This window comes from Ancylobacter amanitiformis, assembly GCF_030814815.1.
GTDB lineage: Bacteria > Pseudomonadota > Alphaproteobacteria > Rhizobiales > Xanthobacteraceae > Ancylobacter > Ancylobacter amanitiformis.
Genome location: NZ_JAUSVR010000018.1, coordinates 42,003 through 68,927, shown reverse-complemented (window position 1 = coordinate 68,927; position 26,925 = coordinate 42,003). Strand labels below are relative to the sequence as shown.

Genomic DNA, 26,925 nt, shown 5'->3' with positions numbered 1-26,925 from the left:
TTCGCCTGGAACACCCTCGTCGACCAACCCTGGCGCATCATGTCCATCGGACTGCGTCAGTGGGCACATGGGTTTTGATCAATGCGCGTCGGTATTAGCCGGCAGCTTGAGGCGACGGGCTTGTCTTTCGTTGATGTTTGATCACGATAATCACGCGATCTTGGGCCATGTCGCGATATTCGCTCATTCTTGAGTGACTAAAGATCATGATGGGTGCGCGCGTTTCGCGCCGCCGCCAGGGAGACGCGCATGCCCCACAAGATTGCCAGTCATTCCGCGCTCATGGCCTTCGAGGTCGCCGCCCGTTACGGCAGCTTCGCGCGGGCGGCGGACGGACTCGCCCTGACCGAAGGAGCGATCAGCCGCCAGATCGGCCAGCTGGATGGCAGGGCAAAGAACGCATTCAAGGCGGTCGTGCCGCATTTGCGTCAGGCGCTCTACTTCCCCGCCATAGCCGCAGCGCGCTTCAATCCTGATCTCAAGCGAAAGTACAAGGATCTCATCGCTGCGGGGCAGGAGAAGAAGGTCGCGCTGACCGCGATCATGCGGAAAATCATCGTGATCGCTAACGCCCTCAACTGGTTTGGCTTCGCCGCGAGATGCGGCATAGCCGCTCGGGCACCGTGAATCAGCTATTTGCGCAAATAGCCGTTCCCACGCTTCCTAGGGTCGGGACTCATAACCAGTAACTGACGGTGGCCGCGATGCAGACGGCTGCGAGGAAGTTGACGGCGTTGCGGTCGTATCGGGTGGCGACGCGGCGGAAATCCTTGAGGCGGCAGAACATCCGCTCGATGGCATTTCGGTTGCGATAGAGCACGGGGGAGAAGCGGTTCTTCCAGCGCCGGTTGGTTTTGGGCGGGATGTTGGGCATGGTGCCGCTCTCCTCGACCTGGCGACGGATGGCGTTGCTGTCGTAGCCCTTGTCACCATGGAGGATTCGGACGGTCGGCATCTGCTTCAGTAAGTCCGATCCCGCCGTGCAATCCGCCACCTGACCTCCTGTGAGCAGGAAGGCAATGGGCCGGCAGTCGCGATCCGTCAGCGCGTGGATCTTGGTCGTGCGCCCGCCGCGCGAGCGGCCGATGGCCTGGTTGCGCTCCCCCCTTTTCCGCCAGAAGCTGAACGGTGCGCCTTCACGGCGGAGCTATCGATAAGCACCTGGGCCGCAGCGCCCCCGGCGCTCGCCAGCATGGAAGAGATCGACCCAAACGCCTTTGGCAGCCCAGCGGACATAACGGTTGTAGAGCGTCTTGCGTGGCCCGTAGTCGGGCGGCGCGTCGATCCAGCGCCCGCCAGACTTGAGAACATGGACGATGCCCCTGATCACCCGGCGGTCGTCAACACGCGGCTTGCCGCGCGTATCCGTCGGCAGATGCGCCTCGAGCCGAGCGAACTGCCCATCCGTAAGCCAGAAGCGATCCCGATTCATCCGCGCCTCCTCCCGCAAGCCGTGAATCACACCCGCCCAACGAAGCCAACCGCTTTATGGGTCCGAGACCTAATCCCGAGAAGCTTCGTCTTGCCGCCGATCGAGTTGAAGTCGTTCTGGCGCATGGCAACCCGATATGCAGACAGCCGTCTCGTACCTCGCCTTCTCGGCTCTCGCCCCTACGGATCCCGACTTGTGTCGATACAGCCTGATAAGCCGCTTTTGAGGCTTGGCCACCTCACACCCTTTCGAAGTCAAGTTGGCGACAACGAATCAACCATGACGTATTCGAGGCTACCCTCGAATTATTTGCGAAATATAGATGTATATAACGTATCTGATGTTCTCACGGAACCGATTTTCATGCCAGATTGGAACGAGATCTTGACTGGATCGGGGCGGTTGGCGACGCCAGCGCGACGTGCTTCGATTGTAGGATCAGAGGCAAGATACCGCCGGCTGCGAGCATTTCTACCTCCAGCGAGGTCTCGATAGCTGCGTGGGCGATGAAGCTCTCGAGTTGACCGTTGGCTCTCACAATCCTCACGGCGATCTCGCTTCGCGGCGCAACAGCGCCGAGCGGCGCTTCGATCACGATGAGGTCGCGTGGCGCAAGAGCGAGTTGGCGAGGCGTCACGTCGGCCGGCAGACGAAGAGGCAATACCCCCATGCCGATGAGATTCGAGCGATGGATGCGCTCGAAGCCGGCCGCGAGCACCGCACGCACGCCAAGCAAAGCAACGCCCTTCGCTGCCCAGTCACGAGAGGAGCCCATGCCGTATCGTTCGCCGGCGATGATGACAGTCGAGCGCCCCTCGGCGGCGTAGCGCTCCGCGGCCTGCCAAAGCGGCATTTCCTCGTCCGAACCGGCGTGGAGCGTGGAGCCCGGCCTTATCTCTTCCCCCAGCAGGTTGCGAACGTTGCGATTGGTGAACAGACCTCGAACCATGACTTCCCAATTGCCGCGACGCGCGGCGAACACGTTGAGGTCGCGCCGGTCCTCGCCGCGCGCCACAAGATAATCGGCCGCCACACTGCCGGGCGGGACCTGTCCGGCGGGCGAGATGTGGTCCGTGGTGATGTCGTTGCCGACCACTAGGAGCGGATGGGCCTCATAGGAGCCGAGCCGCGTGCCCGCACCAAAACCGGCGAAGGGAGGACGGCGGATATAGGTCGACGCGTTGTCCCAGGGAAACAGCGCGCTTGACGGGGCTTCCAGGGTCTTCCAGCTTTCGATGGCCTCGGCCTGCGCATAGGCCTGCTCAAAATCGCCAGGAGCACCGGCGGCCACCAGGGCGGCCTCGATATCGCGGCTGCCCGGCCAGATATCGGCAAGGCGAACTTCATCACCCCTGGTCGAGCGGCCAAGTGGGTCGACGCAGATGTCGCGATTGACGTCGCCGGCGAGTGCGAACGCCACCACGAGCGGTGGGGAGGCAAGGAAGCCGGCTTCGAGACGCGGATGGACCCGCCCGGGAAAGTTCCGGTTTCCCGACAACACCGCGACGGGAACGATACCGCGTGCATCCATCGCGTCTTCGATCTGCGGGGTCAGCGGCCCCGAGTTTCCAATACAGGTGGTGCACCCATAGCCGACGATGCCGAAGCCGAGAGCTTCGAGATCCTCAAGCAGTCCGGCCCTGCGCAGATAAAGCTCGGCCGTTGGCGAGCCGGGTGCAAGCGAGGTCTTCACCCATGCAGGGGGTTTGAGACCGAGACGCCGGGCGTTGCGGGCGAGCAGGCCCGCGGCAATGACGAGGCGACGATCGGAGGTGTTCGTGCAACTGGTAATGGCCGCGATCGCGACGGCGCCATTCGAGGGCAGCGGGTCAGACAGCGCGGCTGTCGGGCGCGGGAAGAACGGACGCATGGCGTCCTGTGTGGCGCCGGCCGAAATCCGGTCCTGTGGCCGTCGCGGCCCGGCAAGGCTGACCTCGACCTCGCCGAGATCCATGTGAAGAGTTTCGGTATAACGAGGCGTCGATGCGGGGTCGAACCAGAGGCCCTGATGCTTTGCATATGCTTCGACCAGCCGCATCTGGTCTTCCGAGCGCCCGGTGTCGCGCAGATAGCGCAGGGTTTCGGCGTCGATCGGAAAGTATCCGGTGTTGGCGCCGAACTCCGGGGTCATGTTGGCGACCACCGCGCGATCGCCCGCCGTCAGGTTCGAGACGCCCGGGCCGCAGAACTCGACGAAGCGGTCCGAGAGATCGATCTTCCTGAGACGCTCCGTGATCGTCAGGGCGAGGTCGGTTCCGAGCACGCCGGGCCGGAGCGCACCCGTGAGGTGGACGCCGACAATATCGGGTACCCGCATCATGACGGGCATGCCGAACATGACGCTCTCGGCCTCCAGCCCACCAACGCCCCAGCCGAGCACCCCGATGCCGTTGATCATCGGGGTGTGGCTGTCCGTACCGATCAGCGTGTCGGGCACCGCCCAGGTCGCGCCGTCGCGCTCCCATGTGGTCACGACGGTGGCGAGCCGCTCCAGGTTGAGCGTGTGCATGATACCAGTACCGGGTGGGTGGACCCGCAGGCCGGCAAGCGCCTTCGTCGCCCATTTCATGAAGCGGTAGCGCTCGGCGTTGCGCTCCAATTCGTGCTCCATGTTGCGCTGCATCGCTTCCGGCTGGCCGAACACGTCGACGGCCACGGAGTGATCGGTCGATACCTCGACCGGGAGGACAGGATTGAGCCGGCTTGGGTCTCCACCTGCTTCGGCAAGCGCTGCGCGCATTCCGGCAATATCGACGAGGGCCGGGCCGCAGGTGGTATCGTGCATCAACACGCGGGTTGGCAGAAAGGGAATTTCCTGGTCGCTTCGCCCTGTCTCCAGCCAGCCCATGATCGCGGCACTGGCACGCGCGGCATCGGCCGCCCCGGTCCGCAGCACATTCTCAAGCAGAAGGCGATGAACATAGGGGAGCCGGGACAGTTCGTCGCCGGCTGCCGCTCGCAGATCGACGATACCGTAGCGGCGGCCGCCAAAGGACCAAGTGGCATGTGCCATGCGAATCTATACCCTCAACGGCGCCCGGCCACGCGGGATCGCGTTGTCGCCCCCGTGAAGCGGGAGGTTCGGCGCGCGCTCGACAGAATTACATTTTATCCCGTAAAAAGCCAAATTAATCGTGGGTACGACAGCGACTGGCAACGCGCGTGCTCGGAGAATGCAGCGCAGTTCGTCAGCAATATCTTGTAATATATGTCTTTTTCTTAAAACGCGTGGCGCGACGGGAGAGCGGTACGTCGGCTCCTGATGGTTGGATTCATTAAGCAAATCCAATATAATCCGCAGACGGGCGCGTCGTGCGCCTGATGTCGTCGTCTCTACGCGGCGGGGCGCGCGGGTTGTGCCGCCCTCGGACCGATCCAGGCTACTCGATCCGGGCGTGAGGATGGCATACTGAATTTCGACGTCGACCCGCTTCAACCCTTTGAGCGTGATTTTAGATGGCCGCTAGCCCACTCGCCCTGCGTATTGCCGACGAAATCAAGGAGTGGATCCGGGGTGGGCGCATTCCCGTCGGAGAGCATCTCAGCACGCAGAAGCTTGCCGACCAGTTTGGCGTCTCGCGTTCCCCGGTTCGCGAAGCGCTGCAGGTGCTGGCCGAGCGGGGCGTATTGGAGCAGCACGCCAATCGGGGCTTCTTCGCCAAGCATCTGCCTCAGGCAACGCCAGGTGCCCTCGTCGACGAGCTTGCTGAATTTCCTGACGGGTCCGACGATTATCAGAGGCTGGCCGACGACTGGATAGCCGATCGGGTTCCGGCGGAAGTCACCGAGCAGTTCCTGCGCGAGCGCTACCGTCTGACCAAATCGCAACTCACCGATCTGCTGATGCGCGCGGTTCGCGAAGGCTGGCTCGAACGCAAACCCGGCTATGGCTGGCGTTTTCTACCGGTCGCGAAGACGCCGGAAGCTTTCGAGCAGATTTATCGCTTCCGCATGCTGATCGAACCCGCGGCCATGCTGGAGCCGACCTTCCGGCTGGACCGGCGGATCCTGGCCGAGCAGCGCGCCATACAGGAAGGCATGCTGTCCTCGGATATTGCCACGCAGCCGGCGGAACGACTGCTGCACAATGGCTCGCTGTTTCACGAAGAGCTCATCCGAATGTCCGGCAATCCGTTCTTCCACCAGGCGCTGGTGCGGGTGAACCGCATGCGCCGTCTGCTGGAATATCGCGCGCAACTCGACAGGAGCCGGTTACGCGCCCAGTGCACCGAACATCTGGAGATCGTGGTGCTGTTGGAACAAGGAGAGGTATTCGAGGCCTCCTATCTCATGCGCAGGCATCTCGGCGGCGCCCTGGCGCGCAAGTCGCCCGTCATCCTGCCCGGCAACGGGGCGGAGCCTGCCGCTGCCGAGTAGCAAAATCCATGTTGCTTTTTATTAGATGAAAAGCCAATAATGCTTCTCGTGGCGAATGAGAGCCGGCACGCGGTGTCGCGTGCGGCCGCCGTGAGGAGGAAGCGCTATGCGGATTATTGTGTTGCCCGGAGATGGCATCGGCCCGGAGATCACCGAGGCAACGATGGCCGTGCTGACGGCGGCGGACCGGATTTATGGCCTCGGCCTGTCGTTCGACTATGACGATGTGGGCTTTGCCAGCCTGGAGAAATACGGCACGACACTGCGGCCGGAAACCGTCGAGAAGGCCCGTGGTTATGACGGCATCATTCTCGGCCCGCAATCGCACATGGACTATCCCCCGCGCGACAAGGGCGGACCGAACGTCTCCGCCGGTTTCCGTGTCGGTCTCGACCTCTACGCCAATGTCCGTCCGGCCCGCTCGCGCGCCTTTCTCGGCCGCGGCGGCAAGGAAATGGACCTCGTGATCATGCGCGAGGCCACCGAAGGCTTCTATCCCGACCGCAATATGTTCAAGGGCATCGGCGAGTTCATGCCGACCCCGGATGTGGCGCTGTCGGTGCGCAAGCTCACCGCCCATGCCTGCGAGCGCATCGCGCGTGCCGCCTTCATCCTGGCGCGCAAGCGGCGCAAGAAGGTGACGGCGGTTCACAAGGCCAACAACTTCATCATTACCGACGGTTTCTTTCTGGAAAAAGTTCGGATGGTGCATGAAGAGTTCCCGGACGTGGAACTCGATGATGTGATCATCGACGCCATGGCCGCGCATCTCGTCCGCGATCCCTCGCGTTATGACGTGATCGTCTCGACCAATTTCTATTCCGACATCCTGTCCGATCTTGCCAGCGAGCTTTCAGGAAGCCTTGGCCTTGCCGGCTCCATTAATGCCAATGCCGAGACCGGCCTGGTCTGCGCCCAGGCCCAGCATGGTTCGGCGCCCGACATCCAGGGCCAGAACAAGGCCAACCCGATTTCGATGATCCTGTCGGCGGCGATGATGCTCAGCTGGCTCGGCGAGCAGCGCAAGATTCCGGCGCTGGAAAATGCCGGCGCCGAGATCGAACGCGCGGTCGACGAGGTGCTCGCGGATCCCGCCTCGCGCACCCGCGACCTGGGCGGCTCCACCAATACCGACACGTTCGGTGCCCGCGTCGCCGCGGTGATCGGACGCGACGAGAAAGCGACGAGCGCGGCGTGATCGCCGCCGTTCGGCTGGCGGTTTCTCGCTTGAGCCAAATTGGATTTTAAGATAAAAAAGTCCATATACGCGTGGGAGGGAAGCCAAGGGTGTCCTCCCCGCGTCCAAAACATACAGGGCCGCCATACGGCCTACTCGCCCGGCCGCCACCCCTGTGGCAGCCGGTCATTCAGGGAGGAAAGAAAATGCGTATGACCATCATGCGTGCGTTGGCGGCTGGCCTTTTGACGGCTGCCGCGAGCTTTGGCAGTGCGTGGGCCGGAGGGATTCCCGCAGGCTATCCGTCCAGCTATGCGGATCTCGTCAAGGCGGCCAAGGCGGAAGGGGCGGTGTCGATCTACACCTCCACCGACAGCGCGCAGGCCAAGGCCCTGCTGGAGGCGTTCAGCGCCAAGTATCCCGGCATAAAGATCGAGTATAACGATCTCGGAACCAACGGCACCTATAACCGCGTGATCTCGGAGGCTGCCGCCGGCCAGGTCGGTGCTGATGTCGTGTGGAGTTCCGCCATGGATCTTCAGATGGCGCTCGCGACAGATAATTACATTGATTTGTATGTCTCGCCTGAAGCCAAGGCGCTGCCCGCATGGGCGTCTTACAAGGACATGCTATACGCGGCGACCGTCGAGCCGATCGGCATGATCTACAACACCAAGGCGCTGCCCGAGGCGTCAGTCCCGAAGACGCGCGCCGACCTGATCAAATTCCTGAACGACAATCGCGATACGCTGCGCGGCAAGGTGGCGACCTTCGATCCCGAGAAGAGCGGCTCGGGCTTCCTCCATCACACCAACGACGCGCGGGCCACGAGCACCTTCTGGGATCTGGCCAAGGCGTTTGGTGCCGCGGGTGGTCGTACCTATTCGAGTTCCGGCTCGATGAAGGAGACGGTCGTTTCGGGCGAGAATGTCCTCGCGTTCAACATTATCGGTTCCTACGCGCTCGATTGGGTCAAGCAGAGCCCTAATCTGGGGGTTGCCTTCGGGACCGACTACACGCCCGCCTTCTCCCGCGTGCTGGCGATTACCAAGGGCGCGCCGCATCCCAACGCGGCCAAGCTCTTCATCGACTTTGCCCTATCGAGGGACGGGCAGAACGCCCTTGCCTCCAATGGCCTGCCCTCCGTGCGCACCGACACCGACAAGGGTTTCAACCTGGCGACGCTGAACGAGCGCGTGGGCGGCAATCTCAAGCCGATCGCCCTCGACGAAGACCTTCTTGAGTACATGAAGCCGCAGGTTCGCGTCGAATTCTTCAAGAAGTGGAAAGCGTCGCTCGCCGGCTCGTGAGCCCTGCGTCGTTGGCGCCGCGCCTGCGCGCGCGGCGCTTCCTCTCTCGCGAGATTGGTGAACATGGCCACGAACGTCGACAACAGCCCAGCTGTGACCTCGGGATCCTGGGTTCAACCAGCCGCCCGTCCGCCCTATCTGCGCCGCAGGCTGGACGCCGCCCCCTTCCGCATCGGTGTCATCGGAACGCTGGCGATTGCGGTGCTCGGCCCGGTCGGCCTCATTGTCTACCAGAGCTTTCTCGACGGGCCGTTCTTCAGTCCGCGAAGCCAGCTCAGCCTGGATGCCTATCGCTATATCCTGAGCGATCCATCCTTCTACGAAGCATTGGGCACGACGGTCCTCTTCGCGTTCGGCATGGTCGCCGTCGCGGTGCCGCTCGGCTCGATCCTGGCCTTCCTGCTGACCCGGACCGACATCAAGGCCAAGAAGCTGCTTGAGATCCTGGTCCTGATGCCGATGTTCATCTCGTCGATCGTCCTGGCGTTCGGCTACACGGTGGCGATCGGCCCTTCCGGCTTCGTGTCGATCTTCTTTCGCGAGACGATCGGCTTCGTGCCGTGGAATCTCTATTCCCTCGGCGGCCTCATCGCTATCGCCGGTCTCAGCCATGTGCCGCATGTCTATCTGTATGTATCGTCGGCCATGCGGAATCTGCCGTCTGACCTTGAGGAGGCCGCGCGCTCCACAGGCGCCGGCATCTGGCGCGTGTCGCGGGACGTGACCTTGCCGATGGTGCTGCCCGCTCTCGTCTTCGCGGCGTCGCTCAACATCCTGCTCGGATTCGAGACGTTCGGCATTCCGCTCGTCCTCGGTGATCCCAACGGGATCATGGTGCTGACGACCTATATCTACAAGCTCACCACGCTGTTCGGCGTGCCTACCTACCAGCTCATGGCCGTTGTCGCGATGGTGCTGGTGCTCATCACCCTGCCGCTGGTTTATTTCCAGCGCCGTATCCTGCGCCACAGCCGACGTTACGCGGCGCTCGGCGGCAAAGGAGGACGCACGACGTCGCTGAAGCTTGGTCGCGGCGGACAGGTGCTCGCCTTGTCGCTGATCGGCCTCTGGCTGTTCGTCGCCGTCGTGCTGCCGATCGGTGGCATCACGCTGCGCGCCTTCGTCGACGCCTGGGGCCAGGGCGTCAATCTCATGGATCACCTGACGCTGGCCAACTTCGACAACCTGATGTCGGTGCCCAGCCTGTTCCGCGGAATCCTCAATACCGTGCTGCTCTCCGTGGTCGGCGGCGCCATCGCCGTGCTGATCTACCTGCTGGTCGGCCTGGCGGGGCACCGGAATACCGGCCTTTCGAACACGGTCCTCGACTACATCGTGCTGCTGCCGCGCGCCCTTCCCGGGCTCGTGATCGGTCTCGCCTTCTTCTGGGTTTTCCTGTTCGTGCCGCTGCTCACGCCGCTGCGCCCGACGCTGGTCAGCCTGTTCGTCGCCTACGTCGTCGTCGGCCTGTCCTATGGGCTGCGCCTGCTGCAGGGCACGCTGATCCAGGTCGGTCCAGAACTGGAGGAGGCTGCCCGGACCACGGGCGCGACCCTGGGCAGGACCTGGCGCGACATCGTCATTCCCATCGTCCGGCCCGGGCTGGTAGGCGCGTGGGCGCTGATCATGATCATCTTCCTGCGCGAATACGCCACCGGCGTCTATCTCATGAGTTCCGGTACCGAGGTGATCGGCTCCCTGATGGTCTCGCTCCTGCAGACCGGAGCCATGGATACGATCGCTGCTCTCGCCTTCATCAGCATTCTCTTGACCGCGGGAGGTCTCACCCTCGCGCTGCGCCTGGGAGCCAAGGTCCATGACTGAACTCGTCGTCAACAATGTCCAGAAGTGGCTGGGCGGCCTGCAGATCCTGAAGGGGGCCTCGTTCACCGCCAGCCGGGGTGCCATCGTCGCGCTGCTGGGGGCCTCGGGCAGCGGCAAGACGACGCTGCTGCGCTGCATTGCCGGGCTCGAACAGCCCGAATTCGGCTATATCAGGATCGGCGACAAGGTCGCGCTCGACAGCGACAAGAAGATCGCCCTGGCGCCCGAACAGCGCAACATCGGGCTGGTGTTCCAGTCCTACGCGCTGTGGCCGCACCGTACGGTCAAGGAGAATGTCGGCTATGGCCTCAAGCTTCGCGGCGTAAATGCCGCCGATGCCGGCGTCAAGGTGCAGACCATTCTCGATCGCATGGGGCTCGGGCATCTGGCGGATCGCTATCCCAGCCAGCTCTCCGGCGGACAGCAGCAGCGCGTCGCGATCTGCCGCGCGCTGGTGTACGAGCCGCGGGTGCTGTTGCTCGACGAGCCGCTGTCGAACCTTGACGCCAAGCTGCGCGAAGAGGCGCGCTATTGGATTCGCAAGCTGATCCTCGATCTGGAGATCTGTGCGATCCTGGTCACCCACGACCAGACCGAGGCGCTGGCGGCAGCGGACCATATCCTGCTGCTGAAAGACGGGCGCATCGTGCAGGAGGGGCCTCCACACGATATCTATTCCAACCCGAACAGCTTCTACGCCGCGGACTTCCTCGGAGCGAACAACGTCGCGCGGGGCAATCTGACGACGCTCGACGGCACCCGCGCGACGATCGGCGGGGAGGGATGGTCGCTCGACGGCACCGCCAGGGAACTACAGGGGCTTGCCCCGGCAGCGAGCGCGCAGGCTGTGATCCGTGTCGAGCAGATTTCGGTGTCGGATTCGCCCGGACCGCACCGGATCGAGATGCAGCTCGACGACAGCCTCTATCTCGGCGATCGCTGGGAATATCGCCTGCGTCGGGGAAGCTTCAACGTGAAGGCCCACGGCACGCGGAAGCTTTCCCCCGGTGCGGTGTGGTGCGAATTCCCCCCAGAAAGCGTCTGGGTCTTCCCGGCCTCCTCCCAGGCCTGACTGGGCAGCCGGCGCCAAAACCATAGGCGCCGGCCGCCCTTTTTCTCAGAGGCGAACATCCCATGGCGGCGGCTCCGCGCATTGCCCTCATCCACGCAACTCCCGTGGCCGTTGAACCGATCCAGAAGGTTCTTGCCAGCGACTGGCCCGATGCCGAGCCGTTCAATCTTCTCGACGATAGTCTGTCGCCCGATCTCGCCAGGGCAGGGGAGATATCGGAAGGACTGACGGAACGGATCGTCGGCCTCGCCCGCTATGCGCGCTCCACCGGGGCCGACGGCATCCTCTTCACCTGCTCGGCCTTTGGAAGCGCCATCGCCACGGCGGCGAGGTTGCTCGACATCCCGGTGCTGAAACCGAACGAGGCCATGTTCGAGGCCGCCATGGACCAGGGCAGCAAGGTGGCGATGATCGTTACCTTTGCACCTGCCCAGGCCAGCATGGAGGCCGAGTTCGCGGAAGAGGCCGAGCGCCTCGGATCGGCCGCCCGTCTGACCAGCTTTGTCGCGGAGGGCGCGATGGCGGCGCTGCGCGCCGGAGATGCACCCGCCCACCACGCGCTCGTGGCCGAACAGGCGCGGGCGATCAACGGGTTCGATGCCATCATGCTCGCGCATTTCTCAACCGCCCCGGCCGCGGCCGCGGTTCGCGCGGCCGTCAGCGTTCCCATCCTGACCAGCCCGGAGGCCGCCGTCGCGAAGTTGCGCCGGCTGTTTCGATCATAAGGAGACGCACCATGCTGCTCGGGGTTATCGCAGACGACTTCACCGGTGCGAGCGACATCGCCAATACGCTAGCCAAGGGATTGCCCGGGCAGGGGGGGATGCGGACCGCGCAGTATCTGGGCGTGCCCGACGAGCCGTCCTCCGAGCAGATCGAAGCCGGCGTCATTTCGCTCAAGAGCCGCTCCATACCAGCCAATGAGGCCGTGGCCGTCTCGCTGAAAGCCCTCGCCTGGCTTCAGGCGCAGGGATGCCGGCAATTCGTCTTCAAATACTGTTCCACCTTCGATTCGACACCGGCCGGCAATATCGGCCCCGTTGCCGAGGCGCTGGCACAAGCGCTCGGCGTTAAGGGCGTGGTGGCGTGCCCGGCCTTTCCGACGGTTGGTCGTACCGTCTATCAGGGCCACCTCTTCGTCCACGATCGGTTGTTGAGCGAATCCGGCCTGCAGCATCACCCGCTCAATCCGATGACGGACCCGGACATCCGGCGTTGGCTCCGCCGTCAAACCACGGGCGAGGTTGGTCAGGTCGCGTGGCCGCAGGTCCATGCCGGTGCATCGGTTCTGCGGGCGGCACTGGACGCGGCGGTGGCGCGCGACGAGACGCTGGTCATCGTCGATGCGCTGAGCGACGACGACCTCGAAATCATCGGCCGGGCATGCCGCGACGCCCCGCTGATTACCGGCGGCTCCGGTATTGCGCTGGCGTTACCGGCGAATTTTCGCGATCAGGGGCTGATGTCGCCGACGCCGTCGGCTTTCTCCGGGATCGACGGCCCGGAGGCGATCCTCGCCGGAAGCTGTTCGGGGGCGACGCGTCAGCAGATCGAATGGCATGCAACCTCTCATCCGGTCCTGAATGTGGATGTGGAGGATGTGCTGGACGGTACGGTGACGCCGGACACGCTCGCTACGTTCATCCAGGCACGCGAGGGGCAGGCGCCTCTGGTCTATTCCTCGGCCCCGCCGGAGCAGGTCGCCCGTCTGCAGGAGAAGCATGGACGCGAGCGCCTGGCGGCGGCCCTCGACGCCCTGTTCGCGCAGACGGCGCGCACGCTCGTTGCTTCCGGTACGAAGCGGCTGGTGGTGGCGGGCGGCGAGACATCGGGTGCGGTGGTCTCCGCCCTCGGCCTCGGCGCCCTCGAGATCGGGCCCGAGATCGATCCCGGCGTGCCCGTGCTGGTGTGCGACGGTAAGCATCCGCTGGGGCTTGCTCTCAAGTCGGGCAATTTCGGCGCCCCCGATTTCTTCACCAAGGCGCTTGCCAAGCTGGGAGGTTCGGCATGAACGAGTCAAGGCTGCGCGAGGATATTGCGCTTCTGTCCCGCTCACTGTTCGAGCGCGGCTTCTCCGTCGGCTCGGCAGGCAATATCAGCGCGGCGGTGGAGGACGGTCTTCTGATCACGCCGACCAATTCGTGCCTCGGCTTTATCGACCCCGCCCGCATCTCCAAGCTTGATCGGGACGGCCGGCATATAGCCGGTGATCCTCCGTCGAAGGAGATCTTTCTTCATCGCGCCTTCTACGAAACCCGGCCGGCGACCGGTGCCGTCGTCCACCTGCACTCGACATTCGCGACCGCGCTTTCCTGCCTGTCGGATGTCGATCCCCAGGACTGCATCCCACCGCTGACGCCTTATGTCGTGATGCGGGTCGGGCAGGTCCCGCTGGTGCCCTATGTGCGGCCGGGCGAGCCGAAGGCCGGAGATCTCATTCGTGAGCTTGGCGGCCGCTATGCCGCCATGCTGCTCGCCAATCACGGACCGGTCGTATCCGCGACAGATCTTCACGCGGCGGTCTATGCTGCCGAGGAACTCGAGGAAACAGCCAAGCTCCTGGTCTCACTCCGGGGCCAGCGGACCCGCCTGCTCGATGCCGACCAGGTGGACGAGTTGAAGCGCGTGTTCGGCACCTTTTGACGCGACGGGTGCCGGCGCGGGTTGGGGATCGAGTTCGAAGGTGGCGGGCGATGACGACGCGGGTGCAGGACTGGAACCCCGGGCAGTATCTCAAGTTCGAGGATGAGCGGACACGGCCGGCGTTCGATCTGCTCGCCCGCGTGCCGCTGAACGAACCGCGCGCCTGCCTCGACATCGGATGCGGCCCCGGCAACAGCACCGAGCTTCTCGTCCACCGCTATCCCAGGGCGGTCGTAGAGGGAATGGATAGTTCGGCGAGCATGCTCGCCAAGGCGCGTGAGCGCCTCCCGCACATGAGCTTCGATCAGGCCGATATCGCGATCTGGCAACCTAAGCGGTCCTATGACCTCCTGTTCGCGAACGCGGTGTTGCAATGGGTTCCCGAGCATGAGCGTCTTTTTGCGCGACTGGTGCGGGCACTGACGCCCGGCGGGTGCCTTGCGGTGCAGATGCCCGACAATCTGGCGGAACCCTCGCATGTCGCCATGCGGGAGGTCGCGGAAGGCGGGCCTTGGGCTGATCGCCTTCGCGCCGCCAATGCAGCCAAGGCCGAGATCGGCAGCTTCGACGACTATTATCGCTGGCTTCGTGCTAGCGGCTGCTCGATCGACATCTGGTCGACGACCTATGTGCATGAGATGGCCGGCGCGGCGGCGATCGTGGAGTGGTTCAAGAGCACGGGTCTGAAGCCCTATATCGACCCGCTCTCGCCGGAGGAGCGCGCCGAATACCTTGAGCGATACCGAGCTTCCATCGCACGGCATTACCCGGCGCACGAAAATGGCACCGTACTGCTCCGCTTTCCACGCCTCTTCATCATCGCGCGGTGCTTGGGGTAGAGAGATTATCTTCGACCGGCGGCCTACCCATTTATCTGGACATTTGCCGGCAACTGCACTTGGTGAGAACACAAGTGCAGTGACCGTGCCGGTCTGGCTGTCTGCGCACGGATGACATCATTTCCTGGGGAGCCCCGTCATGATCATGGAAGTAGCCGAACTCACCATCAGGCCTGGCGACGAACATGCTTTCGAAAAGGGAGTGGCAATGGCAGCGCCGCTGTTCCTGCGCGCCAAGGGATGCCATGGGCTGTCCCTTCAGAAGGTGATCGAGACGCCGAACCTGTATCGACTGAGGGTCAAGTGGGAGACAGTCGAGAATCACATGGTCGATTTTCGCGCGTCGGACGACTTCCAGGAATGGAGGGGGCTCGTGGGAGCTTATTTCGCCGCTCCGCCCATGGTGACGCACGAAAGCGAGGCGGCGGTCTTCGCGCCGGCGTGAGACGCGCCGACGGCGCGCCGGGTTTTCATCCTCAAGGAACTGTAGATGCCATATTCATCCGTCCGCCTTTCCGATCTGGAGCGTCACGAACTCGCCCCACGCGGCCGGCTGGATGTCGGCATCGCCGTGGGGCAAGCCGTTTCGGCGGTGTGGACCCGGCGCCGCACCGATGGCGGCCGTCCCGAGGGCCCGACCGTGATCCTGGCCGAGGCCATCGCGCAACGCTGCGGCCTCGACCTGAACCTTGTGGAATTCGACAGCTCGGGCCAGATTATCAGCCACGCGACGGACGGGTCGTGGTCGCTGTCCTTCGTGCCGATTGACGACGAGCGCCGACGGCGGGTTGGCGTCGGGCCGGCCTACTATGCCGGCGTGAGCACCTATCTCGTTCGAGCCGGCATGGGGCTGGCCAATGTTGCGGATGTGGACAGCCCTTCGGTGCGCGTCGTCGGCGTGGAGGGAACCGCGACGCTTCGCAGCGCCGTGCGAAGCCTGACGAATATCGTGCCCAGATCGGTGGTTGCGCTCGACGAGGCCGTCGCCTTGTTCGTAGCCAGGGAGGTCGATGCCATCGCGCTCGGCCGCGAATCCATCCAGTCATTGCTTGGGACGGTCGAAGGTGCCGCCATGGTCTCCGGCCACTTCCACAAGGCCGAAACGGCGGTGATCGTCCCGCGGGGCCGCCCCGCCGCGCTTGCCGCGACGGAGCGATTGATGAAGACCCTCAAGGAAGACGGCACGATCGACGCGGCGCTGTCAGCCTACGGCCTGGCTCCCTGATCCCGGGCCGCGCGGGTCGATCGATTACTCGGCGAGAACCTCATCACGCTTCCGCGTTATCGTCGGAGAGAGCGAGACCGCGATTACGATAAGGGCGGCGACCAGGAAAACCGCGGCCGTCGGGCGTCCGATCACTGCCAGCATGTCGCCGTCGGCGAGGGTGAGGGCCTGTCGCAGCTTTTGTTCCAGCAACTTGCCGAGGACAAACCCCAGGAGCATCGGCGCCGGCTCAAAGCCCAGCTTGTAGAACAGATAGCCAAGCAGACCGAAGAATGCCGTTACATAGACATCACCAGGGTTGTTGTTGATCGAATAGATGCCGATCGCGCAGAACAGCAGGATCGCCGGATACATGAGGCGGTACGGGACTTTGAGCAGCCGTACCCATATGCCGATCAGCGGCAGGTTGATGACGACCAGCATCAGGTTGCCGATCCACATCGACGCGATCATTCCCCAGAACAGATCTGGGCTCTTCGTCATGACGAGCGGGCCTGGAATGATGCCATGGATCGTCATGGCGCCGATCATGAGGGCCATGACGGCATTCGGAGGTATGCCCAGGGTGAGCAGCGGGATGAACGCGGTCTGAGCCGCCGCATTGTTCGCCGACTCCGGCCCCGCCACACCCTCGATGGCGCCGTTTCCGAACTCGGAGGGGTTCTTGCTGAGCTTCTTTTCCAGCGTGTAGGAGGCGAAGGGGGCGATGACGGCGCCGTTTCCGGGAAGAATGCCGAGCCCGGAGCCGAGCAAGGTTCCGCGCAGCACGGGTTTCAGCGCCCGCCGGAAATCCAGCCAGGAAGGCAGAAGCCGACCGATCGAGCCCTTGACGACATCCCGGGCTTCAGGCGCCTCGATGTTCTTGAGGATCTCGGCAAGCCCGAAGATCCCCATCGCGATGGTGGCGAAATCGATGCCGTCGCTCAAGCCGACCAGCCCCAGCGTCAGGCGCTCCTCGCCGGTGTCGAGGTCGGTACCGACGGTTGAGAGCAGCACGCCGAGAACGATCATGATGATCGCTTTGAGTGCCGGCCCGCGTGCAAGCGCAACCGCAAGGGCAAGACCAAGGATCATGAGCGCGAAATACTCGGCCGGCCCGAACAGCAGGGCGAGCCCCGTCAATGGCTTGCCGAGGAGCGCGATCGCGAGCGTGGCAATGGTCCCGGCAATGAAGGAGCCGATGGCGGCGATGCCGAGTGCAACGCCTGCCCGCCCCTTCTTTGCCATCGCATGCCCGTCGAGCGCCGTGACGACGGAGGTCGCCTCGCCGGGAATGTTGATCAGGATGGCGGTGGTCGAGCCACCATATTGCGCGCCGTAATAGATGCCTGCGAGCATGATCAGGGCGCCCGTAGGATCGACCTTGAAGGTCAGCGGCAAAAGCATGGCGATGGTCGCGATGGGACCCACGCCCGGCAGGACGCCGATCAACGTACCGACAAGGCAGCCGATGAAGCAGAGCATGAGGTTCTGCATCGACAGCGCGACGGTGAAGCCGAGGCTGAGATTCGAGAAGATATCCATCGGCCGGCCTCAATAACCTAGGAGCCAGGGTGCCAGCGGGATTGGCAGGTTCAGCGCATATTTGAACAGGCCGATACACGCTGCCGTCATGGCAATGCCGAACGCGGCCGTCTCGAAGAAGCGTGTTTCGTTGCTGGCGAAACCGGCGAGTATCACCGCCAGAGGCCCCGCGACCGACAGGCCCAGGGGACGCAGAGCCAAGCCGAAGACAATGAATGCACCCAATACGAAAACCAGTGGGCGCAAGGACCAAGCTGCAAGCGCTTCACCATTTCGTCGCAACGAGGAGACGAAAAGAAGAGCCGCGAGGCCGGCCAGGAGGACGGCGAGCGAGATCGGCATGAAGCCGGGTCCGACCGCCTCCAATGTGCCAAAGGTCAGTCCATCGGCTTGCCAAAGAGCAATTCCGGCCACGAAGAACAGGAAGAGGCTTCCTGCAAGGTCAGAAGGGGATCTGACGGCCGATGGCGTTTCCGTTCCCATATTTGTTCTCATCGATCTCTCCTGGACCGAATGGCACGATAGGCAAAGTCTAGGTCGGCAGGTGAAGGCCGCCGACGATCCATGGCGTTGCCAATGGATGCCGCACTCTGGCGTATTCCGGCCGCTTCCATCTGGAGCAGCCGTCCCGACATGGCGTAGTTCGGGACAAACGAAATGACTTGACCGTAGAAGGCCAACTCGATTGGCTATTGATTGATATAAAGCCAAATTAAAGTCAAGGGCCGTTTCGGCGAGCGGCTTCAGATTCATCGCGGACGCCACGCGAGCGACCAAGTATCGCGCCTTCTGCTCCGGTTGCGGTGCCTACAATTCGCGTTCTGGTCTCCGAATGTCTGGCATTCTGTCGACGTCATGGCACCCGCCCTACGTGCCAATTGGCCATGTCAAAACTATCAGAATGGTTTTGTAGATTGCTAAGTACAATTTTATTCACTATTTTGCCGGGAGAGAAAGTCGCGGCTGGCCGGTGCCCCGCGGCTTCCGGCGCTCACGCCAGACAGAACGAGCGCACTTACGGGAGGGTGTCATGAAAAATAGATTCTGCCGAATGGGCATGCCCACAGCCATTGCCGCTGTTCTGACGGTAATTGCGACAGGCTCCTTGTGGGCCCAAGGCTATCCTGAGCGTCCGATCACTCTGATCGTCCCCTTCGCGGCGGGGGGGGCTGCCGACACGACCGGCCGGATCATGGCCGAATCCCTCAGCAAGCAGCTCGGCCAGAACGTGATTGTCGAGAACATTCCGGGCGCTGGCGGAGCGACGGGATCGACACGCGGCAAGAACGCGGCACCCGATGGCTATACGATCGGGCTCGGGCATCTGGGAACCCATGCGGCGGCGGTCGCCATTAACCCAAAGCTTCCGCACAACCCGAAGACGGATTTCGCCTATCTGGGACTGGTATCGGTGACCCCCAACATCATCTTCGTGCGCAACGATTTTCCGGCCAAGAATCTCGCGGAGTTCATCGCATACGCCAAGGAGAAGGGGCCTGGCCTCAAGTTTGGACATTCCGGGATCGGGGCGGCCTCGCACATTACCTGCGTGCAATTCTTCCAGCTCATTGGGGTAAAGCCGACCTATGTCGCCTATCAGGGGTTCGGGCAGACGATCAACGACATCATGTCAGGCAATCTCGACGGGTCGTGCGATCTGGTGGCCTCTGTCAGCGGGCAGGTGAACGGGGGCCTTACCCGGGCGCTCGTCGTCGCCGCCGATCAACGGTCGCCGGTGATACCGGACGTGCCGACCTCGACGGAGGCGGGGCTGCCCGAATTCAAGTCGGAGACATGGACCGGGCTCTATGCTCCAAAGGGAACGCCCCCGGAAATCCTGAGCAAGCTGGAAGGCGCAATCGCCACGTCGCTCGCCGATCCCGCCGTTCAGAAGCGTCTCGTCGACATTGGTGCCCGGACGCCGACCGCCAAGGAGCAGGGCGCCGCCGCCATGCAGGCGATCGTCAATGCAGACGTCGACCGCTGGATCGTGATCCTCGGCAAGGAAACGAAGAAGCCTTGATCGGGCGCCTCAGAACGTCGCTTCCTCAGAAAACCTGCTTTATCGCCGCCCCGCCGCGGGCGGCCACCTGCCGGGGACATGTGTGGCATGACAGAACAGTTTCGTCACACGATTCCACGGGGGGCGTGCGACTGCCACGTGCATCTCTTCGGACCGGCGCAGAGCTATCCTTTTGCGGCTCAGCGCGTCTACACGCCCGGCGACGCGACCGAGTATCAGCTGGACGCAATGCACAAGCGGCTCGGCATCGATCGCGTCGTGCTGATCCAGCCGAGCGTCTATGGCACCGACAATGCGCGCCTGCTCGCCGGGCTGGCGCGGCTCGGGCCCCGCGCTCGGGCGATCGCGGTCCTTGACGGCCGTATCAGCGATGCCGAACTCGAGGACCTGGATCGGGCTGGCGTTCGCGGTGTTCGCGTGAATGCGGCAACCCACGGCGTTCACGACCCTGACCACGTCTGGGCCGTGCTCGACGAGAACGCCAGGCAGCTCGCCGGTTCGAACTGGCATGTGCAGGTGCTGACGCGGCTACCGGTCATCGAGGCGCTTGCGTCTCGCATCGAGCGCCTGCCGGTTCCACTCGTGGTCGACCATTTCGCTCTCGTTGATCCAACGGCGGGTCTTGCCGTCACGGCGTTCCAAACGCTGCTCGCGCTTGTGCGAAAGGGGCACGTGGTGGTGAAGATGTCCGCCATCGAGCGCCTGACGGGGCCGCACAACGTCCCGGCGATCATTCCCTTCATTCGGGAACTGATGGCCGCCAATCCTCAGGCCCTGCTGTGGGGTTCGGATTGGCCGCATACGGGGGGTGGCCGTTCCTCGCGCCAGAACGCGAAGCAAATCGAACCCTTCGCCGATATGGACGACGCCCTGGCGCTGAGGGTCCTGTGGGACGCCATCCCGGATTCATCGCTGATCGAACAGATCCTGGTGTCGAACCCAGCCCGTCTTTACGGCTTTCCGGCAGGAGCATCCGATGAGTGAGCTGAGCGAGGCCCCCGAGCTGGCCGGTGGGCCTCTCGACGTTATGATCTGCGGCTTTCCCGGCAAGTCGATGTGCCATGGCGGGATGGGCTGGAGCACGGTGGCGATGATCCGGTCCGGCGGCCGGCTGGCGCTCGTCGATGCCGGCAATTTCGGCATGCGCAAGCTGATCCTGGAACAGCTTCGCGAGCGCAACCTGGTTCCCGCGGATGTGACGGACCTGTTGCTCACGCATTCCCATTACGACCACTCGGTCAACTGGACGCTGTTCCGCCACGCCCGGATCGTCATCGGTGCCGATGAGATCTCGTGGGCGCTGAACGAGCCATGGGGCGAGACACCGGTGCCCGAGCTCTATGTGCGCGCACTCGACGACTGGCCGAGCTGCGAGAAGATCACCGACGGTGCGGAGGTGTTTCCCGGCATGACCGCGCATGTCGCGCCGGGCCATACACCGGGATGCCTGATCTTCCACTGGCGGACCGAGCATCGTGATTTCATCTTCACCGGCGATGCCGCGAAGAACCGTGCCGAACTGGTCTCCGGCGATACCGACATGACCTATGACGCTGCGGTGAGCCGCCGGTCGATCGAGATGATCTGGGAGATATGGCGTCGGCGTCCGGGAACCGTGCTGGTGCCGGGGCACGATCTGCCCATGATCCTCGAGAACGGTACGACCCGGTATCTGGGCTCTCGTCGCGCCGGCATTCGCGCGTGGTTCGGCAACGACATGGCGAGCGTGACCGAGTTCGTCCTCTCGAAATGATGGCCGGCGCCGAGCGCGATCCGGCCGGCCGGCCGCGGGCGGATGAGCGCGTCAATGACACCGCCTGAAACATTCAGCTCCTCGCCGCCCGAAAGGCACGTGTTGTCATGATCGTTTCCCTCAACCCCACGACCGGCGCGCCGATCGCGCGGTTCGATCTCCACACGCTTGCCGACATCGAGGCCGCCCTCGCCGGTGCCGCGGTGGCGCAGGAGGGCTGGCGGCGCACGCCCATCGGGGAGCGCGTCGTACTGCTCCGCTCGATGGCGCGCATCCTGAGAGTCGACAAGGATCGCTATGCGGCGCTGGTGACCGAGGAGATGGGCAAGCCTCTCCCGGAATCGGAAGCCGAGATCGAGAAGTGCGCGTGGAACTGCGATTTCTACGCCGTCATGGCGCCGCGCTATCTCGCCGACGAATCGATCGCCACCAATGCCACCGAAAGCGCGATCGTGTTCGATCCTCTCGGCGTCGTGCTGGCCATCATGCCGTGGAACTATCCCTTCTGGCAGTTCTTCCGTTTCGCCGCCCCGGCCTTTGCTGCAGGCAATGGCGCCATTCTCAAGCATGCCAACAACGTCCCGGCCTGCGCTCTCGCCATCGAGGAGATCATGCGCGCCGCCGGCTGTCCCGAAGGCTTGTTCCGCACCTTGCTCATCGAGCCCGAACGGGTTGCCGGCATCATCGCCGATGATCGCATCGCGGCGGTCACCCTCACGGGATCCACCGAGGTCGGCGCGATCGTCGCCGCTCAGGCCGGCAGGGCTCTGAAGAAGCAGGTATTGGAACTCGGCGGTTCGGACCCCTTCATTGTGCTCGGCGATGCCGATGTCGAGGCCGCGGCCGAGGTGGCCGTGAAGGCCCGCTTCGTCAATGTGGGACAGAGCTGCGTCAACGCCAAGCGCTTCATCGTGGAAGAGACCGTCGCCGACCGTTTCGTCTCCGCTTTCGTCGCCGGCGTCGGAAAGCTGAAGATCGGCGACCCCAGGGAGCGCGACACCCATATCGGCCCGATGGCACGCGCCAATTTGCGTGCCGGCCTGCATGACCAGGTGATGCGCACGATCGCCGCCGGCGCCACCTTAAAGGCCGGCGGTGCACCCATCGACGGTCCCGGATTCTTCTATCCGCCCACTGTTCTGGACCATGTGATGCCGGGCATGGCGGCCTTCGACGAGGAGACCTTCGGTCCGGTCGCGGCTGTCATCCGCGTCAAGGATGCGACCGAGGCTGTCCGGCTGGCCAATGCCACCGAATTCGGCCTCGGCGCGGCCCTATGGACGAAGGACCTTGCCCGGGCCCGCTCGCTTGCCCGCCGGATCGATGCCGGCGCAGTCTTTATCAACGGCATGGTGGCATCCGATCCGCGCCTGCCCTTCGGCGGCATCAAGAAGTCTGGATATGGCCGCGAACTCGGCATTTACGGGATAAAGGAATTCGTCAACGTGAAGACGCTGTGGATCGGCCCTGCGACGGGGCCTGCCAAAGTCGAGAATGCCGAGTGAACCGAGGAACCCAGCAATGAGCGATGCCCAACCTGAAAGGCCGCGCCCGGCGATCCTGCGCCCCGACGAGATCCCCGCGCGAGCGCGTGGGGGTGGCGCGCGGACAATCCCGCTTGTGACCCGCAAGGTCGGAGCGACCGGCTTCATCAACGGCATCACCCTCTTCGAGCCGGGCGCAGCGATTCCCTTGCATAGCCATAATTGCGAGGAGAGCGTGATGCTGCTGGAGGGCAACGCGGTTGCCGAGATAGATGGCGTCCGTCACGGACTGAAAGCCGGGGATATCACCTGGATTCCCGCCGGGCTGCCCCATCGATTCATCAACATGTCGGCGACCGAGACCATGAAGATCCTCTGGATCTACGCCTCGATCGACGCAACCCGAACCATCATCGCCACCGGCGATACGCGCTCCATCGACGAGGAGCACAGGGCCGGGATCGCATGATCCCCCGTCGACGGATGGTGGCCGGCAGACGCGCTTCCGCCTCAATCCCGGATTAGCGAGCGGCCGATCGCATAATTCGCGAGGCGATATGAGACTGACGACCGCCATTGTCCTTTACTGCACGGCGGCGCTGGTGCCGGCGGCGCATGCCAAGACCGCTACGGGCGCCGATCCCCATCCCCATAGGCAGGAGATCGCCCGGGAGATGGCGCACATCGATCCGAGCTTTCGCGGGGAACAGAGATGCGATGCGCGGGCCATGGGGGACGTGCGGCGCCAACATCCTGACATGAGCCCAGACGAACTCGTTGCCTACGCCTTCGCCGAGGTGAAAGTGGCCGGTGTCGCCGTCCGTGCGCCAGGTGCCGCCGTGAGAAGCAAGGGCTCCTGGTATCATTTGTCCTACATATGCCAGACCACGCCGGACGGGCTCGATATCGTGTCCCTGGATCACGTCCTCGGTGAGAAAATCCCGCGCAGCGAATGGGAGCCGCACAGCCTGGTCGCGCCTTGATATGTCTGCGCTCGATACGCTGCAGTCCTCTAACGACGCTCGCGTGAGCTCTCAGCTTCAGCCCCATAGGTCTTTGACGGCGCCATCGAGCTTGACGGCGTGCGTTGCATCCGCATTGGCAGGACCTACCTTTACGTCGTCACGCCAGCACGATCGCGACCGCTTGGAAGCGCGCCGGCGGGAAGGTCATTGATCCTTCGGAAACGGCGACGTTCTTTCTTCCGACGGCTATGACAAGCAACGGTCACACGACGACGGGCACCGTCAAGCGGCGTGGCGCCTATCTAGGGTCGAGACTCATAACCAGTAGCTGACGGTTGCCGCGATGCAGACGGCAGCGAGGAAGTTGACGGCGTTGCGGTCGTATCGGGTGGCGATGCGACGGAAGTCCTTGAGGCGGCAGAACATGCGCTCGATGGCGTTTCGGTTGCGATAGAGCGCAGGGGAGAAGCAGTTTTTCCAGCGCCTGTTGGCCTTGGGCGGGATGTTGGGCATCGTGCCGTTCTCCTCGACCTGACGACGGATGGCGTTGCTGTCGTAGCCCTTGTCGCCGTGGAGGATGCGGGCGGCGGGCATCTGCTTGAGCAGGACCGACCCCGCCGTGCAATCGGCGACTTGGCCTCCGGTGAGCAGGAAGGCGATGGGCCTGCACTTGCGATCAGTCAGCGCGTGGATCTTGGTCGTGCGCCCGCCGCGTGAGCGGCCGATGGCTTGGTTGCGCTCCCCCCTTTTCCGCCCGAGGCCGAGCGGTGCGCCTTCACGGCAGAGGAGTCGATGAGCACCTGGACCGGGGGACCTCCAGCGCTTGCCAGAGCATGGAAGAGATCGACCCAGACGCCCTTGGCGGCCCAGCGGACATAACGATTGTAGAGCGTCTTGCGTGGCCCGTAGTCCGGCGGCGCGTCGATCCAACGTCCGCCGGATTTCAGGACGTGGACGATGCCGCTGATCACGCGGCGGTCGTCAACACGCGGCTTGCCGCGCGTATCCGTCGGCAGATGCGGCGCGATCCGAGTGAACTGCGCATCCGTGAGCCAGAAACGATCCCGATTCATCCGCGCTTCCTCCCGGAAGCCGTGAATCACACCGGGCAAACGAAGCCAACCATTTTATGGGTCCGAGCCCTAAGTGTTCATTCCCGGCATTTGATTGATCGAGATCTGGCTCGGGAAATCTGGACACCGGGCGTAGGTGGCTTTTCGGCCTGAACGCGGCATGATTGCCGTGAACAGGAGCGGATATGACGAGAGGTGTGCGCCGGAACCACAGCCCGGCTTTCAAGGCGAAGGTCGCGCTGGCGGCGATCAAGGGCGAGAAGACGCTGGCTGACCTGGCGCAGCAGTTCGACGTCCACCCCAACCAGATCACGTAATGGCGCAGCCAGCTTCTTGACGGGGTTGCCGGCGTCTTTGGGTCCGAGGCGAAGTCGGAAGCCACCGCGCCCGTGATCGACGTGAAGACGCTTCATGCGAAGATTGGGGAGCTGACGCCGGAGAACGATTTTTGTCCGACGCGCTCGGCAAGGCCGGCCTTCCGAGCGCAAAGCGATGATCGACCGCGCACACGATCTGCCACTGAGCCGGCAGGCGAAAGTGCTCGGGATCAGCCGGGGCAGCGTCTATTATCTGCCCCGCGCGGTTCCTGCCGCCGATCTGGCCTTGATGCGCGCGATCGACGTGCTGCATCTGGAATACCCCTTCGCCGGCAGCCGCATGCTGCAAGGTCTGCTGCTGGCCGAGGGGCATGTCGCTGGGCGTCTCCACGTCGCCACGCTGATGAAGCGCATGGGGATCGAGGCGCTCTATCGCCGACCGAACACGTCAAAGCCGGCGCCGGGGCACAAGATCTTCCCCTATCTCTTGCGCAAGCTGCCGGTGACGCGACCCAATCCGGTCAGGGCGATCGACATCACCTACATCCCGATGGCGCGGGGCTTCGTCTATCTGACGGCCGTCGTCGACTGGTTCAGCCGCAAGGTTCTGGCCTGGCGGCTCTCGATCACGAGGGGCGTCGCCTTCTGCGTCGAGGCCGTCGAGGAGGCGATGGCGCGCTTCGGCAAGCCCGACATCTTCAATACGGATCAGGGCTCGCAGTTCACCAGCCGCGAGTTCACCGCCCTGCTGATCGGCGCGGGCATCAGGATCAGCATGGATGGCAAGGGCGCCTGGCGCGACAACGTCTTCGTCGAGCGCATCTGGAAATCGGTCAAATACGAGGAGGTCTACCTGCGCGCCTATGCCAGCGTGTCCGAGGCCCGCGCCTCGATCGGCCGATACCTGGCCTTCTACAACGGCACAAGGCCTCACCAGAGCCTGGAACGGCAGACGCCCGATCAGGCCTACTTCAACGCGCTGCAGCCAATCCCGGTTGCGGCATAACCAGGGCCGAAATCCACCTAACGACTGACCATGAACTGTTCAGACAAACCGAGCCAGCTCTCAGCCGCTTCATCCGCTGGAGCCGGCTGGGCGTGTTCAACCGCATCTTCGCCAGCCTCGCGGGCGAAGGGCCCCGACCCGAACGGGTCATGATCGATGCCACCCACCTCAAGGCTCATCGCACGGCGGCGAGCCTCTTAAAAAAGGGGATGTTCCCCGACGTATCGGGCGCACCAAAGGTGGCCTGAACTCAAAGCTCCACACCGTCTGCGACGGCGAAGGCCGGCCGATCATCATGGTGCTATCGGAGGGCCAGATGAGCGACCACAACGGTGCACGCCTCGTCCTCGATGCCTTGCCGCCGGCGAGATGCCTGATCGCCGACCGGGGCTACGACAGCGCCTGGTTCCGCGAGGCACTGGCCGCCAAGGGCATCACACCCTGCATTCCCTCATCCCGCAGCCGCAAGCGGCCTTATCCCTACGACAAAATCCTCTACCGGCAGCGGCACAAGGTCGAGAACCTGTTCGCCAAGCTCAAGGACTGGAGGCGCATCGCCACACGCTACGACCGATGCGCCCACACCTTCTTCTCAGCCATCTGCATCGCCGCTACCGTCATCTTCTGGCTCGGTAATCAATGAGTCCTGAGCCTAGAGTTGAGGGGGTCAGCTTCGGCGATCGCGTCAGCGGCATCGTTGTTCTGCCGCTTTACAAAGCGCTTCACGTAGATCGGCAGAAACAGCCGCACGTCGTGTCCGAGGCATTGAACAGTCCGGTCCCAATAGTGGCTCGTTGCGCAGGCTTCGATCGCCACGACGCAGGGCGGCCGCGCGCTCAACAGCTGAAACAGCCTCGCGCGGGACACCGTTCGGTTGAACA

General features: G+C 63.7%; 22 protein-coding genes and 3 pseudogenes. 20 read left to right on the top strand and 5 right to left on the bottom strand.

Annotated features, from left to right (window positions below; translation table 11 throughout):
• Positions 1-249 precede the first annotated feature (249 nt).
• A complete protein-coding gene (locus QOZ99_RS19140) occupies positions 250-627 on the top strand; it encodes a LysR family transcriptional regulator (protein ID WP_306891589.1) in 378 nt (125 codons plus the stop codon).
• 49 nt (positions 628-676) lie between these two features.
• Here QOZ99_RS19140 and QOZ99_RS19135 read toward each other — a convergent pair.
• Positions 677-1,432: pseudogene (locus QOZ99_RS19135) on the bottom strand (IS5 family transposase).
• A gap of 361 nt (positions 1,433-1,793) precedes the next feature.
• Positions 1,794-4,445 (bottom strand): aconitate hydratase AcnA, encoded by a 2,652-nt coding sequence (gene acnA / locus QOZ99_RS19130; protein ID WP_306891588.1) that lies wholly within the window; start codon positions 4,443-4,445, stop codon positions 1,794-1,796.
• A gap of 443 nt (positions 4,446-4,888) precedes the next feature.
• On the opposite strand from acnA, the gene QOZ99_RS19125 reads away from it, so the two are divergent.
• The 11 genes from QOZ99_RS19125 (at position 4,889) to QOZ99_RS19075 (ending at position 15,899) form a co-directional block, all read left to right on the top strand.
• On the top strand, positions 4,889-5,809 hold the full coding sequence (locus QOZ99_RS19125; protein WP_306891587.1) for a GntR family transcriptional regulator: 921 nt from the start codon (positions 4,889-4,891) through the stop codon (positions 5,807-5,809).
• Positions 5,810-5,915: 106 nt separating this feature from the next.
• A complete protein-coding gene (locus QOZ99_RS19120; RefSeq protein WP_306891586.1) occupies positions 5,916-7,007 on the top strand; it encodes an isocitrate/isopropylmalate dehydrogenase family protein in 1,092 nt (363 codons plus the stop codon).
• A 185-nt stretch (positions 7,008-7,192) separates the two neighbouring features.
• Positions 7,193-8,296 (top strand): ABC transporter substrate-binding protein, encoded by a 1,104-nt coding sequence (locus QOZ99_RS19115; RefSeq protein ID WP_306891585.1) that lies wholly within the window; start codon positions 7,193-7,195, stop codon positions 8,294-8,296.
• Positions 8,297-8,359: 63 nt separating this feature from the next.
• Positions 8,360-10,120 (top strand): ABC transporter permease, encoded by a 1,761-nt coding sequence (locus QOZ99_RS19110; protein ID WP_306891584.1) that lies wholly within the window; start codon positions 8,360-8,362, stop codon positions 10,118-10,120.
• Positions 10,113-11,192 carry an ABC transporter ATP-binding protein gene (locus QOZ99_RS19105; protein WP_306891583.1) on the top strand — a complete coding sequence of 360 codons (1,080 nt, stop codon included), beginning with the start codon at positions 10,113-10,115 and terminating at the stop codon, positions 11,190-11,192. Before QOZ99_RS19110 ends, QOZ99_RS19105 begins: the two co-directional genes overlap by 8 nt.
• A gap of 62 nt (positions 11,193-11,254) precedes the next feature.
• Positions 11,255-11,917, top strand: coding sequence for an aspartate/glutamate racemase family protein (locus QOZ99_RS19100; protein ID WP_306891582.1), 663 nt, complete (start codon positions 11,255-11,257; stop codon positions 11,915-11,917).
• 11 nt (positions 11,918-11,928) lie between these two features.
• A complete protein-coding gene (otnK, locus tag QOZ99_RS19095) occupies positions 11,929-13,203 on the top strand; it encodes a 3-oxo-tetronate kinase (RefSeq protein ID WP_306891581.1) in 1,275 nt (424 codons plus the stop codon).
• Positions 13,200-13,835 (top strand): 3-oxo-tetronate 4-phosphate decarboxylase, encoded by a 636-nt coding sequence (gene otnC / locus QOZ99_RS19090; RefSeq protein ID WP_306891580.1) that lies wholly within the window; start codon positions 13,200-13,202, stop codon positions 13,833-13,835. The genes otnK and otnC overlap by 4 nt, the downstream gene beginning before the upstream one ends.
• A gap of 62 nt (positions 13,836-13,897) precedes the next feature.
• The gene (gene tam, locus QOZ99_RS19085; protein ID WP_306891592.1) at positions 13,898-14,674 is read left to right on the top strand and encodes a trans-aconitate 2-methyltransferase; all 777 of its coding nucleotides are present in this window, start codon (positions 13,898-13,900) and stop codon (positions 14,672-14,674) included.
• A 139-nt stretch (positions 14,675-14,813) separates the two neighbouring features.
• Complete coding sequence (locus QOZ99_RS19080) at positions 14,814-15,119, top strand: antibiotic biosynthesis monooxygenase family protein (protein WP_306891579.1); 306 nt, start codon at positions 14,814-14,816, stop codon at positions 15,117-15,119.
• A 45-nt stretch (positions 15,120-15,164) separates the two neighbouring features.
• Positions 15,165-15,899, top strand: coding sequence for a transporter substrate-binding domain-containing protein (locus QOZ99_RS19075; RefSeq protein WP_306891578.1), 735 nt, complete (start codon positions 15,165-15,167; stop codon positions 15,897-15,899).
• A gap of 24 nt (positions 15,900-15,923) precedes the next feature.
• Here the strand turns inward: QOZ99_RS19075 and QOZ99_RS19070 are convergent, their stop codons facing one another.
• Positions 15,924-17,423 carry a tripartite tricarboxylate transporter permease gene (locus tag QOZ99_RS19070; protein WP_306891577.1) on the bottom strand — a complete coding sequence of 500 codons (1,500 nt, stop codon included), beginning with the start codon at positions 17,421-17,423 and terminating at the stop codon, positions 15,924-15,926.
• Between the two features lie 9 nt (positions 17,424-17,432).
• Positions 17,433-17,918, bottom strand: a complete 486-nt coding sequence (locus tag QOZ99_RS19065; protein WP_306891576.1) for a tripartite tricarboxylate transporter TctB family protein — start codon at positions 17,916-17,918, stop codon at positions 17,433-17,435.
• Between the two features lie 535 nt (positions 17,919-18,453).
• Between QOZ99_RS19065 and QOZ99_RS19060 the strand changes: the two genes are divergently transcribed.
• From QOZ99_RS19060 to QOZ99_RS19035, 6 genes are all read left to right on the top strand, one after another.
• A complete protein-coding gene (locus QOZ99_RS19060) occupies positions 18,454-19,446 on the top strand; it encodes a Bug family tripartite tricarboxylate transporter substrate binding protein (RefSeq protein ID WP_306891575.1) in 993 nt (330 codons plus the stop codon).
• An 87-nt stretch (positions 19,447-19,533) separates the two neighbouring features.
• Positions 19,534-20,430 (top strand): amidohydrolase family protein, encoded by an 897-nt coding sequence (locus QOZ99_RS19055; protein WP_306891573.1) that lies wholly within the window; start codon positions 19,534-19,536, stop codon positions 20,428-20,430.
• Positions 20,423-21,199, top strand: a complete 777-nt coding sequence (locus tag QOZ99_RS19050) for an MBL fold metallo-hydrolase (protein WP_306891572.1) — start codon at positions 20,423-20,425, stop codon at positions 21,197-21,199. The genes QOZ99_RS19055 and QOZ99_RS19050 overlap by 8 nt, the downstream gene beginning before the upstream one ends.
• A 107-nt stretch (positions 21,200-21,306) precedes the next feature.
• A complete protein-coding gene (locus tag QOZ99_RS19045) occupies positions 21,307-22,704 on the top strand; it encodes an NAD-dependent succinate-semialdehyde dehydrogenase (RefSeq protein WP_306891570.1) in 1,398 nt (465 codons plus the stop codon).
• Positions 22,705-22,720: 16 nt separating this feature from the next.
• Positions 22,721-23,152 (top strand): cupin domain-containing protein, encoded by a 432-nt coding sequence (locus QOZ99_RS19040; RefSeq protein WP_306891569.1) that lies wholly within the window; start codon positions 22,721-22,723, stop codon positions 23,150-23,152.
• A gap of 88 nt (positions 23,153-23,240) precedes the next feature.
• Positions 23,241-23,666: a DUF930 domain-containing protein gene (locus tag QOZ99_RS19035; RefSeq protein WP_306891568.1), complete on the top strand. Its 426-nt coding sequence runs from the start codon at positions 23,241-23,243 to the stop codon at positions 23,664-23,666.
• 297 nt (positions 23,667-23,963) lie between these two features.
• On the opposite strand, the gene QOZ99_RS19030 is transcribed toward QOZ99_RS19035, so the two are convergent.
• Positions 23,964-24,721, bottom strand: a protein-coding gene (locus QOZ99_RS19030; RefSeq protein ID WP_306891567.1) for an IS5 family transposase whose coding sequence is annotated in 2 segments (ribosomal slippage) — positions 23,964-24,388 and positions 24,388-24,721 — 759 coding nt in all. Because the reading frame shifts where the segments join, the coding sequence is not laid out codon by codon here.
• Positions 24,722-24,906: 185 nt separating this feature from the next.
• Here QOZ99_RS19030 and QOZ99_RS19025 point away from each other — a divergent pair.
• Both QOZ99_RS19025 and QOZ99_RS19020 read left to right on the top strand, forming a co-directional pair.
• Positions 24,907-26,044, top strand: a pseudogene (locus tag QOZ99_RS19025) (IS3 family transposase).
• Positions 26,045-26,106: 62 nt separating this feature from the next.
• Positions 26,107-26,687 (top strand): annotated as a pseudogene (locus tag QOZ99_RS19020) (IS5 family transposase); the annotation flags it as partial.
• Positions 26,688-26,925: the final 238 nt, after the last annotated feature.